This window comes from Methanosarcina sp. (assembly GCF_049706645.1).
In the GTDB taxonomy this organism is placed as follows: domain Archaea; phylum Halobacteriota; class Methanosarcinia; order Methanosarcinales; family Methanosarcinaceae; genus Methanosarcina.
In genome coordinates this window covers 103,150-119,093 of the sequence record NZ_JBNAKP010000010.1, presented here as the reverse complement: position 1 = coordinate 119,093, position 15,944 = coordinate 103,150, and the positions used below count along the sequence as shown (strand labels likewise).

The 15,944-nt window shown below is 41.2% G+C and carries 10 protein-coding genes; 7 read left to right on the top strand and 3 right to left on the bottom strand.

Annotated features, from left to right (window positions below):
- The first annotated feature begins 258 nt into the window (after positions 1-258).
- Entirely contained in the window at positions 259-2,058 is a 1,800-nt protein-coding gene (locus ACPK8D_RS03950) for a TolB family protein (RefSeq protein WP_424716541.1), read from the top strand.
- Positions 2,059-2,358: 300 nt separating this feature from the next.
- Here the strand turns inward: ACPK8D_RS03950 and pncB are convergent, their stop codons facing one another.
- Positions 2,359-3,561 (bottom strand): nicotinate phosphoribosyltransferase, encoded by a 1,203-nt coding sequence (pncB, locus tag ACPK8D_RS03945; protein WP_424716540.1) that lies wholly within the window; start codon positions 3,559-3,561, stop codon positions 2,359-2,361.
- A gap of 250 nt (positions 3,562-3,811) precedes the next feature.
- On the opposite strand from pncB, the gene ACPK8D_RS03940 reads away from it, so the two are divergent.
- Together ACPK8D_RS03940 and ACPK8D_RS03935 are read left to right on the top strand one after the other, a co-directional pair.
- Complete coding sequence (locus ACPK8D_RS03940) at positions 3,812-4,996, top strand: trans-sulfuration enzyme family protein (protein WP_424716539.1); 1,185 nt, start codon at positions 3,812-3,814, stop codon at positions 4,994-4,996.
- Positions 4,997-5,241: 245 nt separating this feature from the next.
- The gene (locus ACPK8D_RS03935; RefSeq protein WP_424716538.1) at positions 5,242-5,748 is read left to right on the top strand and encodes a type 1 glutamine amidotransferase domain-containing protein; all 507 of its coding nucleotides are present in this window, start codon (positions 5,242-5,244) and stop codon (positions 5,746-5,748) included.
- Between the two features lie 904 nt (positions 5,749-6,652).
- On the opposite strand, the gene ACPK8D_RS03930 is transcribed toward ACPK8D_RS03935, so the two are convergent.
- Positions 6,653-6,799: a hypothetical protein gene (locus tag ACPK8D_RS03930; RefSeq protein ID WP_424716537.1), complete on the bottom strand. Its 147-nt coding sequence runs from the start codon at positions 6,797-6,799 to the stop codon at positions 6,653-6,655.
- A 468-nt stretch (positions 6,800-7,267) separates the two neighbouring features.
- On the opposite strand from ACPK8D_RS03930, the gene ACPK8D_RS03925 reads away from it, so the two are divergent.
- Positions 7,268-8,500: a YIP1 family protein gene (locus ACPK8D_RS03925; RefSeq protein ID WP_424716536.1), complete on the top strand. Its 1,233-nt coding sequence runs from the start codon at positions 7,268-7,270 to the stop codon at positions 8,498-8,500.
- A 613-nt stretch (positions 8,501-9,113) separates the two neighbouring features.
- Here the strand turns inward: ACPK8D_RS03925 and ACPK8D_RS03920 are convergent.
- The gene (locus tag ACPK8D_RS03920; protein WP_424716535.1) at positions 9,114-9,380 is read right to left on the bottom strand and encodes a hypothetical protein; all 267 of its coding nucleotides are present in this window, start codon (positions 9,378-9,380) and stop codon (positions 9,114-9,116) included.
- 392 nt (positions 9,381-9,772) lie between these two features.
- Between ACPK8D_RS03920 and ACPK8D_RS03915 the strand changes: the two genes are divergently transcribed.
- The 3 genes from ACPK8D_RS03915 to ACPK8D_RS03905 all read left to right on the top strand — a co-directional run bounded on the left by ACPK8D_RS03915 (position 9,773) and on the right by ACPK8D_RS03905 (position 15,830).
- The gene (locus ACPK8D_RS03915) at positions 9,773-10,384 is read left to right on the top strand and encodes an orotate phosphoribosyltransferase-like protein (protein ID WP_424716534.1); all 612 of its coding nucleotides are present in this window, start codon (positions 9,773-9,775) and stop codon (positions 10,382-10,384) included.
- A gap of 552 nt (positions 10,385-10,936) precedes the next feature.
- Positions 10,937-12,154, top strand: coding sequence for a serine/threonine-protein kinase RIO2 (locus ACPK8D_RS03910; protein ID WP_424716533.1), 1,218 nt, complete (start codon positions 10,937-10,939; stop codon positions 12,152-12,154).
- 385 nt (positions 12,155-12,539) lie between these two features.
- The gene (locus ACPK8D_RS03905; protein ID WP_424716532.1) at positions 12,540-15,830 is read left to right on the top strand and encodes a PGF-pre-PGF domain-containing protein; all 3,291 of its coding nucleotides are present in this window, start codon (positions 12,540-12,542) and stop codon (positions 15,828-15,830) included.
- The last annotated feature ends 114 nt before the right edge of the window (positions 15,831-15,944 follow it).

Here is a 15,944-nt window from a genome sequence, read left to right as displayed (position 1 = left end):
AAACCTTATTCATAGAGATTTACCCGGACTTCAGCCTTTTTACTTTCCGGGTAAAATTTCCCTTTTGTTTTAGGATTTCTCCCCCGATTGACAAAAATATGATTTTCCGGCTAATTCTTCCGGCATTTAACATTTAATTTATAAACTTGATCCTGAGCTCAGGTCAAGATGTATAATATGAACTAGGGTTTCGATACATTATATAATTAATCATTTATATTCATAAAACTAATTTTTTTAAGTTAACGGTGATAATTGATGAGAATAATGTACAGGTACTTAGCTTTGTTCTTATCTCTTGTATTTCTTACCTCACCTGCAAGTGCAGGACCGGGTGCCGTATCCGAATACGGCAACTTTACGGGGGGACCGGGGTGGAATACAACGCAAAATGCTTCAGAGAACTATTTCTATTCCGATTCGGGCTTAATTTGCGTTGTTACAGGAGAGGTCGGAGGCTATGGAGAAGAAATTTATCCGGATGGTCTTGTGGAAGACATCACTTTTCTTACTGACAGCCCGGAGTCGGAATTGTTCCCGGTATGGACTGCCGATGGAAATTATATTATGTACACGGTTCAGAGGGATGGATCAGAAAATTCTGAATCGTATATAATGAAAGCAAATGGGAGCGAGATCGAGCAAACAGGCATAATGGAAGGAAACCTTACCGGGTTTAACGATATAGATCCCAATGGTACAGAACTCGTTTTAACAAAATCAATCAATTCCCAGCCTGGCCTCTACCTCATGAGCCTGGAAAATGGAACAGTAACCTCAGTTGTCGACGATTCTGATAAATCCGAAGGCTGGGGAGCCTGGTGCCGCCTGGGCCGGAAAATCGTATACACCCAGAAATCCGGGGATTCCCCTTCCCAGCTCTGGATAGTTGATAGGGATGGTAGTAACAAAATCAGGCTTGGAACCTCTGAAGATATAGGAATAGGTAAAGACTGGTGCCCTCTCGGCCTGAAGATTCTGTACAGTGCTAAAAACTCAAAAGAAAAACCTGATCTGTGGGTAATAGATTGGTATGGCACAAACCAGACCCAACTGACGGATACTCCATACGGGGAATGGAATCCCTCCTTTAGCCCTGATGGTAAAAGAATAGTGTATGTTTCGGACGAAGGAGGAAAGCCTGAAATCTGGCTTAGGGATATCGAAGGAAATTACAGGGCCAGGCTTACAAACAATATCGGAGTGGTTGATTCGATCCCCAGATGGAGCCCTGACGGCTCAAAGATAGTTTTTACAGGGCATAACCTGCAGAATAATTCGGACAATTTCACAATGATTAATCCGGATCCTGATATACCGACTGATTCTAACAACGCTATAATCGCGGAGAACCCTGCAATAACAAATAATTCAACAGCAGGAGATAATTCTACAGTAAAAGACAGTTATGTAACAGGAGATAATTTCACAGCAGGGAGTAATTCGGTAATAGCAAACAATTCTGCAACAAACGGCCCAGATTCCACTTTGGGAAATGGTTCGACTGATTCGGGAATGAGTGGTTCGGAAATTGCTGTTATAAAACTCGGAACCGCACCTGCAGTCTCTTCTCTACCGAAAGTCACCAGTGTCAAAATTGACTCTCCTGATGAGATCTCGAAAGGCGGAACTGTCACTATTTCCATAACCGTGAAAAATGAAGGCTTAAACGCAAGTGAAGGTTACATCTGGGTATCTTTCCCTGAAGGGGGAGAACTGGAAAAAGTGGAAGGCACAGGTAGCGATATTAAAATTTATCCGAAAGGGAGCCTGATCCAGGGGAAAAATGGAAATCTCACTGCACAGTATCCACTTGTAAAGTTTGTTGAATATGAATGGAATGAGGAACAGGAAGAAAACCTGAATATAACACTAATGCCGAATAACGAAGCACCGAATAATGAAACACCGAATAATGAAACTGAAGGAATTACATTCTTTGTGCGGGCTGCATTGGAGAATGACCTTGCAGGAACTTACATGAAAGATCCGCAATTTTCTGAATATCTCGACCAGCAGGGTCTGGAGGTCTACAAATATTCCGTAGATCTGTCGTGAAAATCAAAATATAGGTGCTGGTATCTTCGGCTTTTCATTTCATTCTTTTTATATTCATTTTTTCATTCGTTTTTTCATTCTTTTTATACTTATTTTTTTAATTCTTATATTCATTTTTTCATTCGTTTTTTGCTTTAATTTTTTACACCTGTTTTTCTTTATTCACTCTTTTTATTTCCCGCCCTTTACTAATTCTACCGATTTTATTGCTTTTTCCGTTCTTTACTTATCTTTTATTTATTACAGGTTATTCCATAATTTTTATATGAAATTCCTGTTTAACCCCTTTAATCCTTTTAATCATTCGTCCAGCCCTTTTCTTCCGAAAATGTAATTTGCAACCCGAATGGCATCTCTTTCTCCAGTTTCCTTTTCCGCGGAATCGCTCAGTTTTACAACAGGAATGCCGTCAATGCTGTGCAGCTTTATGACCATGTTAAGAGGGGGGCTTTCCCTGAAGAAATCGGAGTTATTGGTAAGGCTTGTGCCTATGCCGAAACTGCAGTTAATTTTGCCTTCGCAGTATTTCTTGAGCCGGATAGCAGTGTCTGTATTGAGGGCGTCACTGAAAACGATTAACTTTTTCATGGGATCAATACCCATTTTCCGGTAGTGCTCTATCACAGTATCCACGAAGTCGTAAGGGTCTCCGCTGTCGTGCCTGAAACCGTCATAAATTTTTGATAACTTCAGGTCCATATCCTTAAAAAAAGCTTTTGAGCCGAAAGTGTCAGTAAGGGCAATTCCCAGGTCTCCGTTATAAACTTCTACCCAGTTTTCAAAAGCGAAACGGTTTGCATACCTTAGCCCTACAAGCGCCGAGGTGCCCATAATCCACTCGTGCCCGACTGTCCCTATAGCTTTCAGGCCGTATTTTTTTGCAAAATAGACATTGCTTGTTCCCATAAGGGTTTTTATCTCGGTCAGGGTTTTCATCACATGGTCGTGAAGTTCGGAACTTCTTCGCCTGCGGGTTCCGAATTCCGAAAAAAGGCAGTTATATTTCTCAAGAGCTCTTCCCATTTCAAGAATTTTGCTCTCATAAGCAGCCAGCACGGATTCGTAAGTGCAGTTTTCGGAGTCCCCTTTCCACTCTTTTTCAATGGTTGTGAAATAGAGTTCCGAAACAGCAGCCATAAGTACAATTTCCCAGAGAATCGTGCTGTGCCAGGGTCCTTTTATGCGGATATCGAGATCTTTTTCTTCGGTAAGGCAGATTTTTACTTCATCTGGCTTGAAACGGAAATTTTTAAGGTATTCAAGGTACATGGGCTTCAGGTAAGGGCAGTGTTCGGAAAGCCAGTTGTATTCTTCTTCCGTTAATGCCAACTTCGAGATTTCCTCGCCTATAAACCTCTCAAGTTCTTCTACAAATTCCGCAGAAAAGCGCTGAGGCCCCCTGTTGGTAAACCGGTATTCAGCCTCAGCTTTGGGAAAAAGTTCAAGCACTGCAAGCTGCATGGTAAATTTGTAAAGGTCGTTATCAAGTATGGATTTTATCACTGAAGGTCTTCCTGTAGCGTTTTAAATTGCTTCTAAAGCAAATTTGTCTTTTTTTATTCAATCACACCTTTTGCACCACATATAGAGCCGCTATATTTTAAAATTTCTGACACCAGGATAAGGCCGGAAATAAAGTCAAGTTTCCTTTATTAACCCTCGAAAGGTGAGGATGTTTCTTCCCGCCAAACAAATAATTACCGGAAAAGCAAATACTTATTCCGTAGATTAATTTTGACAGGGGTTTGGGGAGATGGAAAGAGAAGTGAAGTTCGCAACAAAATGTGTACATGCAGCAGAAAAGCCGGATCCGGTTTTCGGGGCGCATACGACTCCGATATTCCAGACTTCAACGTTTATTTTTGAAAATACCAGGCAGGGAGCGGCGAGGTTTGCAGGAGAGGAAGAAGGATACATATATGCAAGGATTCCTCCAAATACTCCCACACATGCGGTTCTGGCTGAAAAATTTGCTGAACTTGAAGGTGGGGAAGCAGGGCAGACCTTTGCCTCGGGAATGGCAGCGATCACTGCAATTGCACTTACTGCCCTGAGGCAGGGAGACCACCTTATCTCGACGGATGTGATATACGGCTGCACCTACAGCCTCTTTTCTCAGGTTTTGCCAGGGCTTGGAATAGATGTAAGTTTCATCGATACCTCTGAAATCGGAAATGTAGAGCGAGCCTTCAAACCCGAGACAAAGATGATCTTTCTTGAGAGCCCTGCCAATCCTACGCTTACCTTATGCGATATCACCGGACTAGCCAGGATAGCCAGGGAAAACGGGGCTCTCTGTGTTGTGGACAATACTTTTGCAACTCCTTATTTCCAGAGGCCTCTTGAGCTTGGCGCGGATCTTTCCCTCAGCAGCTGTACAAAATACATAGGCGGGCACGCAGACCTGCTTGGCGGAATCGCTGCAGGAAATAAGGATTTCATAAAGCGTATGTCTGCGGTTGTCGGATATACAGGAGGCATTATGGGCCCCCATGAAGCCTGGCTCTGTATAAGAGGGCTTAAAACCCTGCATATCCGGATGGAAAGGCATGCCGAGAACGCCATGAAAGTTGCGGAATTTCTTGAGTCCCGCCCCGAGGTAGAATGGGTCAGGTATCCCGGGCTTCCGAGCCATCCTCAGCACAAACTTGCGCGCAAGCAGATGAGCGGATTCAGCGGCATGATCTCTTTTGAGATAAAAGGCGGAATCGAAGCCGGGCGGAAGCTCATGGACAACGTAAAGCTCTGTTCTCTTGCAGTAAGCCTAGGGGCTACGGATACCCTTATTCAGCATCCTGCATCGATGACCCATGCATGTGTCCCGTGTGCAGTAAGGCAGAGAGTAGGCATAACTGACGGGCTTGTCAGGCTCTCGGTAGGAATCGAAGATTCCGAAGACATAATTGCAGACCTCAAACAGGCCCTTGAAGCAATTTAAGCCTGCCAGACAGGGCCGACTCTACCTGCTTCATTTTCGAAACCAGATAAGGTATATGTGCAGCAGGATTAATCTTTTATCTGCAAAATTAAGTATGCAAAATTAAACCTGTAAAATTAAATCTAGAAAGTAAATCCGAAAACTAAACCTGTAAAATTAAATTCGGAAAGGTTAATCCGAAAGATTGAATCAGGAAAATAAAAACATAAGGTAAAGCCTTAACACTAAACCCGGGGGAGTTTCATATGAAAGCACTTGTATTCGGAGCCGATGGTTTTGAAGATCTTGAACTTTTCTACCCTTACCACCGCCTGAAAGAAGAAGGAATTACAACACACATAGCCTCAATGAAGAAAGGGCCGATAAAAGGAAAACAGGGGTATGAGATTAACGCTGATGTAGCCTTTAAGGACATAAACCCAGCAGATTACGATATTCTCGTGATATCCGGAGGAAAAGGCCCCGAAAAAATGAGGCTTGACGAGAGTGCCCTTGAGATTGCAAGACATTTTTTTAAAGAAAATAAGCCAGTTGCCGCAATCTGTCACGGTCCACAGGTGCTTGTCTCCGCAGGCGTCATAAAAGGCCGGAAAGCGACCTGCTGGATAGGCATAAGGGACGACATTATAGCCGCAGGAGCACTCTATGAAGATAAAGAGGTTGTTATAGATGGAAACTTTGTATCCTCAAGAAGTCCTGCTGACCTGTATGCTTTTGGAAGAGAAATGATTAGTACTACCAAACATTTGTAACTAAACTAATTTAAGGAGTTTAGGGTTTTGGGGGTGGTAGGCAAAATAACCTTTACAACAAAATTTAGTTTATAGAGTAAACAATGAAATATTTCAAGACGTTTTTAAGTAAGCTAACTTCCATATATAAGTTAATGAGCGTGTGACGTGGTGCCAATCCTGGCACTTGTAGAAGAGATTGTCCTCGGGATATGTAGAACAGACTGTCCCGGCACCTGTCCTTGATATTTGTCTGTGCAGAAGCAGGGAGCAGCTCGGAAATATAATAATAAGTAGTAGAACTGACCTACCCGCACATAGTATAAATAATCAAATAATTGACTTGTGTATATTTTTAATAATGAACTAATCCCAAAACCCGGTTTTAATCTTAATCATCAGAATTATTCAGGATTGTTTCCATAATCCGAAGCTTGACTGGTCATTTAAAATACGAGATTCAAAGAAGCAAATTTTGAGTTTTGGGATAGGCTCTACTTTTATTAAGATTTTTCAGGTTGATATATAATAACCAATAACAATAAATGTATGCATAGTATGGTATGTACTCATTTGGATTCGGTTAAGGTATGAAACATCAAAAAGTGTTATTTCTTACGCAATTTATCTATGAATTATATTTGAAAATCGTTATACATAGAACTCGAAGTTGTGCATAAAACTCGTTAACCGATGTCAAAGTCCTATAATTACAGGGCTTCCCGGAAGCAGGGAGATATAAATGCCTTGGAAGAGTGTATACGATGGCTTATGAAGGCTTACAGACCGGATATTAGTAGACGTGCGAAAAAATTGAATTATCGGACAGCCTGTTTAAGGTGGGGTATTCGTGACCCTCCGCACTCCCAATGTAATAAATTTTTATATTTATGCGATGAGAGCTGAACAGTCAGTGCCCCACTCCTTAATCTACATCTGATGCATCCAATAAGTCCCCAAGATCTTCTTTTTTATTCATTTCCCCATTCAAACTTGCAATCTCTTTCTTTAAATTCTCGATTTCATCCCTGATCTTCTTAAATTCGGCTTCGCATTCCCGATCCATGGTCATAACCTCGATTTAAAATATAGTTATTTATATCTTTTTGTTTGTATTTGTTTTTTGTCTTGTTATTCTGGTGTAATAGGGTGGAGTACAAAGGATGGCCCTTACTTACTCGTGTTAATTGCGTTGTAGAATCTTCTGGGATATATTTGGTCCATTTGGCTTCGAGCGATAGCCCTGGCCTTTGTACGTGGCTTCTAACTAGATATAGTACGAACAGGATTTGACTGACACGATTATCCCGAAAATTTGTACAAAGAGGTTCAAACTTATGGGTATACATTCAGAATAAGCATTCTACGATTGTCAAAAGAGGAACTAAGGTCGTAGATGAAAAAAGTTCAGATTTGATATATTTGTGCTTTTCGTTGAGGAGTGGCTGATTAAATCGAAGGTAAATAGCAAAACTCTTTAAACTTAAATTACTAATTCCAATAAATAAAAAAGTGAGGCCAGCAAAGTAGAGGAAACCTTATGGGTAATATTCTGGAGGACTTCAAAAACACATGGCTGAAAGTAATTAATACTCCCACTAATTTTTTTGAACAAATGCCCGTTGAAGGGGGATATGCAGACCCCGTAAAGTTTGCAGTTATATCTTACATAATAGCCGGCACAGGCATAGTGGTAATGGCGTTAGGCCTGGGTTTTATTACACTCAATCTAGAAGCGCTGAAAGTAGGATTTTTTAGCATTATAGTGCTGCCTATGATTGGGATTGTGAGTCTTTTCCTTGAGGGGATTTTACTCCATATCTTCTTCAAGTTTTTAGGTGGAAAAGGCATATATGAAAGCACTTTTCGGATTCTGGCATATGCGAGTGCACCTTTGACACTTATATGGGCCCCGGTTGTTGGAATTCTTGCATGCCTGTACATGGTGTACCTGGCAATGAGAGGCGGTGTAAAGGTCCATAAAATCAGCACACTAGGTTCACTAGTTTCCGTGGTAACTATCTCAGTCCTTCTAGTGAGCGGTTCAGTTTATTTCATCTTATATAAGCCTGGTACTTTCGGGGAACAATCTGTTGAAAGCAGTAACAACTTATATGACTTCACAGTTGCGGTAAATACAGATTCAAAATTGGAAAATCTGACTTTTTACGTACCAGTTCCTGTACTCATGAATGAATCTGAGCTGGGTGAGAAAGCTGTTTTCGAAAATACAGGTGGAAATAAAAGCTGGAATCTCAGCATGATCGAAACTGAACACGGAAAAATGTTAAAAATCACTGCAAATGAGCTTAATCCTGAACTGCATCAGGAGATTGAGGTAAATCCGCCTGAGCCTGGTCAAAATAAGGATGTACCAACCGGAGAAGTTATCTCATTCACAAGAGGATCTATCGATTTTGGTGTATCCATGGAAGCCGATCATATAATAGATACAAGAAATGCTCTTGAGAATGAACCTAATCTTTCCCCCAAATACAATCTGAAACCTTCCGATTCTAATTTACCGCCTCTTGACGATGAAACTTGTGTAGAGGCCTGGAATTACGAAAGTATGATCTATGCAGATTATACAGCATCCCCAGATGCCCATGTTGAAGTTGGAATTTCGTCATCTGGGGTGAATGAATGGTGGCGTGGTGGCTGGACTTACAATAAATATAGAGAGTATTTAGGTACTGAATTTACAGGAGAAAAGCATGGATGGTTCACTGCAAATGGAGAATTTGTTGAGGGCGAAGGAATTTATGATTGAATTTATTTAACGGACCGATCCAAAATCAAATTTTTACGGGGTGAGTCCCCGTGGAAATATAGAGTTTTCTATGAGATAAAAGTTTATAAAAGTCAAATTGAGAAGGATCTAGTAAAAAGAAATTTGCAGGCTTTTAGGATTTTAATTCAACAGAATTTCTTCAAAGAGCCTTCCTAATACAAGTGACCTATTCTTTCCCAAGCGATAGCCCTGGCCTTTGTACGTGGCTTTTAGGTATATGTGCGTGGAAATGAAGGATAGATGTGTCAAAAATAGCTACGCCAGATTCCATCCAGACTATGCGGATTCGGAAAAGGGTCAGTGTCGCGAATTTGCTTTAAATTCAAAGTTAATTTTTTGTGTACTAGGAGGGAAATTGATCTTCTGATATGGAATTTTCTACCCAAGAATCTCTTGAGATTTGTGATTTTATAGAAAAATTGGCACACTGCTATATCACAGAAGATATTACGACAATAAAACAGAAAAAGCAGAAACGAAATGGGGATACACATAAACTGAAGGTACCAGAACCGCCGCCAGGGCTTTTTGTCCTTAATAATTCAATTGCTTTCTGATTGATAAGACTTTTAAATTGCAAAAACATGTTTTGTTAGTTGTTTAAAATATTTTCATAATCCCTAATATCAGACTTTATGAAATAAAATAGCCTTTCCATCTTATTATCTTTTGTAGGGTCATCACAACATCTTTTAAATGAATCTGCGGTATGTATTGTTGCATATCTAAATGCCTTATTTTCAAATTTTTGAAGATTTTCTCTAGATATGGTAGCACCATTAGCTATACATTGCTCTATCTCAGTTTTAAGCGGGTAATAGAAATAATCTAGGGTTTCTTTGATTTCTATTAAATACATAAAATGTGATTAGTGATGACATATAAATAAATACTCTTTTGTCATCGGTTAAAGAATTTTATGCATAACTTCGAGAATCAATAGCGATTTCCCAACATAATTCCTAGATGTATAGCATAAAAATAACACATTTGTGCGTTTTAACCCTTAACCGAATACAAATGAAACAGTTTAAGGAAATAATTATCTGACAGAAGCAATATATGGACTGTACAAAAACTTTTGATAAGGAGGAAATCTGCCCTCGACTGGGACCTTCCTCTTAAAAAAAGAAACTATAAAAGAGTCAATCTTGAGCTGAAAAAAGATATAGCACTTGATATTATAACGCTGTCTTAATTTAGAGGCCCCGGAAATAGAGCCGGATAGAAATTTCAGGTGGGAATAGAAGCATGAAGGATATAGAAGATTTAATTCAGAAAGCTGTGGAACTGCAGAGTAACGGGCTTACTACCGGCCAGATTGCCGATGAACTCAACGTTTCGAGAGAAACGATTGTCTGGCTTTTAACCCGTTCAAAAAAAGAGGAAATAACCCCCGCTCCAAAAGATATTTCCGTAAACTGGAACAGTATAGGGAAAAGCGCTAAACGTCTACACAACATCTCGCTTGCACTCTGTGATATGGTGCTTGAGACTCTGGGAAAAACAAATACTGAAGTGGACGTGGTTGTTGGCATTGCCGCCAATGGCATTCCGCTGGCAAGCATGGTGGCATACGAACTGGATGTGGATTTAGCGATCTATCATCGTAAAGGACAGGATATCTCCCACACAGGTCGCAGAGGGACCATAAGCAGAAATTTTGGATCCGTTGCCGGTAAAAACTGCGTTATCGTGGATGATGTTATTACCACCGGTTCAACCAGTATGGAAGTGATTGAGCAGCTGAGAGAAATGAATGCAAAACCAAGAGTTGTGGTTGTACTGATCGACAAAAAAGGCGTAGATACAATCTATAATGTTCCGGTTCAGTCGCTTGTAAGGATTGCACGTTTGGATTGAGAATGCCCGGAGACCTTTACGAAATAACTTAGGAATTACGAAATAACTTAGGGAATATGTAATTATTTTTGGAACAAAATCGAGGAAGATGCTTACAAAAATAGTTAAGTATGGTGTAAAAACGGATCTAAGTTATTTAACGTTGGGTTCTCATAAGGTCAACCTGTGCCTGAAGAATTTTTCCTCCTGCGGGTGAGATCAAGGCAAGGCCTTTATGTCAGTTGTCTAAATACCTATCCTTATCCCAAGCAATAGCCCTGGCCTTTGTACATTGTTTCTATGTATAATGTGCTTGACAGATATGTGAAGATACATCTTCGGGATAGTAGTGGGAAATAGCTCCTATTGATAGTAGTGGGAAATAGCTCCTATTAACGGCTGAGATTATGAAAAGGCTATCCATGTTTCTTTATTTCGGGTTGCAGGTACTTTCAGGGGCTCGACCTTATCTCGCTGTCCATGACTATTAAGGGCACGGAAAAGTTCAATCCAGATTCTAAAAGGACGCAAGGAGTTATTATTTAAATATCGAGGGCTATATGTAGTATCAAGATGATCGACGAAGCGCTGAGGGTTTTTAAGGAGATTGACTCAAAGGATTTCAGGATCCTGACTGGCATTGAAACCGGAATGAAGCATTTTGAGTGGGTGCCAATTGACGAACTGAATAAATATACCAGGCTGCCTTTTGAGAAGCTGGAGTACAGGCTAAAGAAGCTTGTCCGGAATAAGCTTGTGGTCAGGACTACCCAGCCATATGAAGGTTATCAGATTTACTTCGAAGGATATGATGTCCTTGCCCTCAATGCCTTTGTCAAAAGAAAAAGTATCAGTGCAATAGGGGACGAAGTCGGGGTAGGTAAGGAATCCGTCATTTACGAAGCGATCCTGCCGCCCGAACTTGCAATTGGGGAACCTGTACCTGTCGTTATCAAATTTCACAGGGAAGGGAGAACCAGCTTCAAGCAAATAAAGCGAGTGCGTGAACACCTGGGGGAAAGGGAACACTTTTCCTGGATCTATGCAGCCCGGCTTGCTGCCCAGCGGGAATATGGGATCATGGTCACCCTGTATCCGAAGGTTTCAATCCCGAAGCCCTTTGACCATAACAGGCATGCAATAGTCATGGAACTAGCAAAAGGCAGCCTTCTCTCAAAAACAAAACTTATTGACCCCGAATGGTACCTCAATGAAATTCTTAAACAGGTAAAAATTACCTATTCACTTGGAGTTATCCATGCCGATTTAAGTGAGTACAATATCTTTGCTTCCGAAGACGGTGTCCAGCTCATTGATTGGCCCCAGTATATCACTCCTGAACATCCTCAAGCTGACGAAATTCTCGAAAGGGACGTTTCAAATATACTGACTCATTTCTACCGGAAATACGGAATTAAGAGAGAGCTTGATGAAACTATCCGTGAAGTTAAGAGCCAGGCAGCCAGAAGTGCAGAAGATAAAGAAGAAGGAGAAGAAGGAGAAGAAAGTAGAGGCGGCGGTACTGCAGAAGAATGGGATCTCGTAGAAGTGCTGGAAGAAGAAGGCTTTGAGGGAGACATTTTTCAGGAAGAGGATTTAGAGGCCGAAAAATTTGAGGCAGAAAGTTTCGAAGCCGAAGAATTTGAGACCGAAGAATTTGAGGCCGAAGAAATTGAAGCTGAAGTAATTGACACTGAGGAGACTGAAGCCGAAGAGACTGAAACAAAAGACCCAAAAGCACAGGAATTCGAAAAAGCTGCATCGAAAAAAGACACTTTAGATAGAAATTAAATTGTGTCGATCTTAAACACCATTTCCTTTAAATGCCAATTACTTTTCACTCGAATGAATGAGATTTAAAGCCCCCATTCTTTAGTTGCGATATTATCCGGGAGTTATTTACTCTCACATTCTAAGATCCTGATTATTCGGGAAATACATTTTTTGAGCTCATTTGAAAGCTTCAAAATCTTCTTTTTATTTTATGTTTTGTCTCGAATTTGGTATTTTTACGTATATTAACTTCGATTCGATCCTGCTTTTGAACAAACTCTATTAATTCAGGAAATTTTCGTAAATTCAAATTCTAAAGAAAAGGTTTAAGATTATCAGGGAGTAATCAGTATTAATATTTTTTTAAAGATGGGAAAGTGAAAGAAATAGAAGGTAGGAGTAAATGAAAAATAAAAAAAAATTATATTCAGTGGCTTTAGCTTCAACGGCTTTAGTTTTTGTTTTATTAATCTCCCTATCACCTGCGGCACTGGCATCTGATGTAGAAAATAACGCTCACAAAGTAAACAAAGCTCAGATGACCACTCGCGGATTAAATTCCGATCTTCCTGCTATCGGTGATCGGATAATGTCACAGGTATCTACCGTACAGAGCAGTCTTCTAGTTATAAATGAGACTCGAGTTACCATTAATGAATCCAATCAATCCTATCCTGCTATCTACGGGGACAATATAGTCTGGGCTGACGAGCGTAATGGAAATACCGATATCTATTCGTATAATCTCTCTACATCCAGGGAAACTCAGATTACTAGCAATGAGTCAAACCAGACGTGGCCTACTATACATGGAAACAGGATAGTGTGGATGGACGACCGCAACGGAAATTCCGATATATACATGTACGATCTTTCCACTTCCAGAGAAATTCAAATTACCACCAATGAATCGGATCAGGAGTATCCTGTCATCTACGGGGACAGGATAGTGTACAATGACGGTCGTAATGGAGGAAGTATAAACGCTGATGAACAGTATGAGGGGAACTGGGATATCTACGTGTACGACCTTTCTATCTCTAAAGAAACTCAAATCACCACCAGCGAATTCCGTCAGTATTATCCCTATATTTATGGGAACAGGATAGTCTGGGAGGATGACCGCAATGGAAACCGCGATATCTACATGTATGATCTTTCCACTTCTACGGAGACCCGGATTACAACTAATGAATTAAATCAGGAACTTCCTTTTATCCACGGAGACAGGATAGTCTGGATGGATTGGCGCAATGGAAATCAGAGTGACTTTGAAAATGCGGATGTCTATATGTACGACATTTCTACCTCAAAGGAAACTCAAATCACCACCGACGAATCAAACCAGATATGGTCAACTCCCATCCATGAGGACAGAATAGTATGGGAGGATGATCGCAATGGAAACGCCGATATTTACATGTACAACCTCTCCAGCTCTACAGAAACCCGAATCACCGCCAATGAACTCAACCAATTCAGTCCGGCTATCTACGGGGACAGGATCGTATGGTGGGACGACCGTAATGGAAACTGGGATATTTACATGTGTACGGTCTCAGAAGTGGAATTAAAGATACCTGTTGCAAACTTCACCACCAGTGATAAGAGCGGATATGCCCCTCTTTTTGTGCAGTTTACGGACAGTTCTGAAAATGCAACCAGCTGGAACTGGAATTTTGGGGACGGAGCTACTTCGACTGAACAGAGTCCAGCACATACATATTCAAAAGCAGGAACTTATATTGTCAACCTGACCGTAAACAATGGAAACGGAACAGCTTCAAAACTTATTAATATAGATGTTCTCCAGCGTCCTGTTTATGCATATATTACTAATTATTACAGCAATAATGTCTCTGTAATTGATACCGCTACAAACACCGTTACAGCCACTATACCTGTAGGGAGTGATCCTATGGGAGTTGCAGTCACAACGGATGGAACAAAGGTATATGTCGCGAACGAAAACAGCAGCAGCGTCTCTGTGATTGACACAGCTACTAACACTGTTACAACCACGGTGAATGTCGGAAATGCTCCTGAGGGAGTTGCAGTCACACCGGATGGAAAAAAGGTATATGTCGCAAACTCTGACGACAATACTACCTCTGTAATTGACACATCCAGTAACACTGTTACAGCCACTGTGCCTGTAGCGATCTATCCTTCTGGAGTTGCAGTCACACCGGATGGAAAAAAGGTATATGTGGCGAGTTCAGCTTATATGGAAAACTTAACTTACAGCAGTACTGTCTCTGTAATTGATACTGCGAAAAATACCGTTACATCCACGGTAAATGTAGGAGCCGGTTCTATAGGAGTTTCCGTTGTCCCTGATGGGTCAAAGGTATATGTGGCAAACGGTAATGACAATACTGTCTCTGTAATTGACACAACTACAAACAAGGTCACAGCCACATTGAATGTAGGAAGTTTTCCTTTTGGAGTTGCAGTAACCCCAGATGGAAGAAAGGTATATGTCGCGAACTCTGACGATAATACTACCTCTGTAATTGACACAACCACAAATATTGTTACAGCCACAGTGAGAGTGGGGACCCGTCCCCTCGGAGTTGCAGTCAGTCCGGATGGAACTAAAGTATATGTCACAAACGGTGTTGACAATAATGTCTCTGTAATTGACGCAGCAACAAACACTGTTACAGCCACTGTGCCTGTAGGAGAAGCTCCTTTTGCTTTCGGGCAGTTTATAGTTCCACCATTATTTCCTGTTGCAGACTTCAGTGCCAATGTAACGAGCGGCTATGCTCCTCTTTCTGTACAGTTTACTGACCTTTCGCAACACGCGATATCAAGGAACTGGAGCTTTGGAGATGGAGCTACTTCAACCGAAAAGAACCCGATGCATACTTATTCTGCCGCAGGAACCTATACTGTTTCCCTGACAGCGGGCAATGCAAACGGCACTTTCTCAAAAAATGCCCAGACAAACGTAATGCAGGAAAGCAGCTCCAGTAGCGGAAGCAGTGGCGGAAGCAGCCACAGCAGCAGCGGTGGAAGCAGTGGCGGCGGCGGTTCCCCTGAACCTGCAAGAAATGTCGAGGTTAAAGAGATTTCACAGGCACATGTTGCAAACGGAAAGCCTGTAAAGTTTGATTTCGCAAAGAATGCAACCTGCGTTGTTTATGTGACTTTCGATGCAAAGAAGACTGTCGGCAAGACTACAACCATTGCCGAGCAGCTCAAAACAAAATCAACCCTGGTATCCAATCTATCCTCAGGCGAGGTCTATAAGTATTTCAATCTCTGGGTAGGAAACTCAGGGTTTGCAACTGAAAAGAACATTGGAAACCCTGTAGTGTGCTTCAAGGTTGAGAAATCCTGGACTGAGGATAAAGACATCGACCAGGCTTCAATCACGCTCAACAGGTACAGCGACAAAAAATGGTCACAGCTCCCAGTGAAATTGTTAAAAGAAGACGACAAATATCTGTACTTCACGGCAGAAACCCCGGAGTTCTCGTTCTTTGCAATAACAGGGAAAGCCGGAGAGAAAGAAGCCGGAGTTGAAACGAAGCCTGAAACCGACACTCAGGACCCTGGGCAGAATATTACAGCCTCGGAAACTAAACAGGAAACAGGGACGGGAAAAATTCCAAGCACACCCGGATTTGAAGCGGTTTACTTCGTAGCCTGTCTTCTTACGGTATTCCTGCATAAACGAAAATAAAAAGAGAATTGAGAGGTAAAAATAAAAATCAGTATCAAAGAAAATAGGATGAAGATTTCATACCTTCATCTTATTTTCCGATTTTTAATTTTTAATTGTTCTTTTCACGGTTCG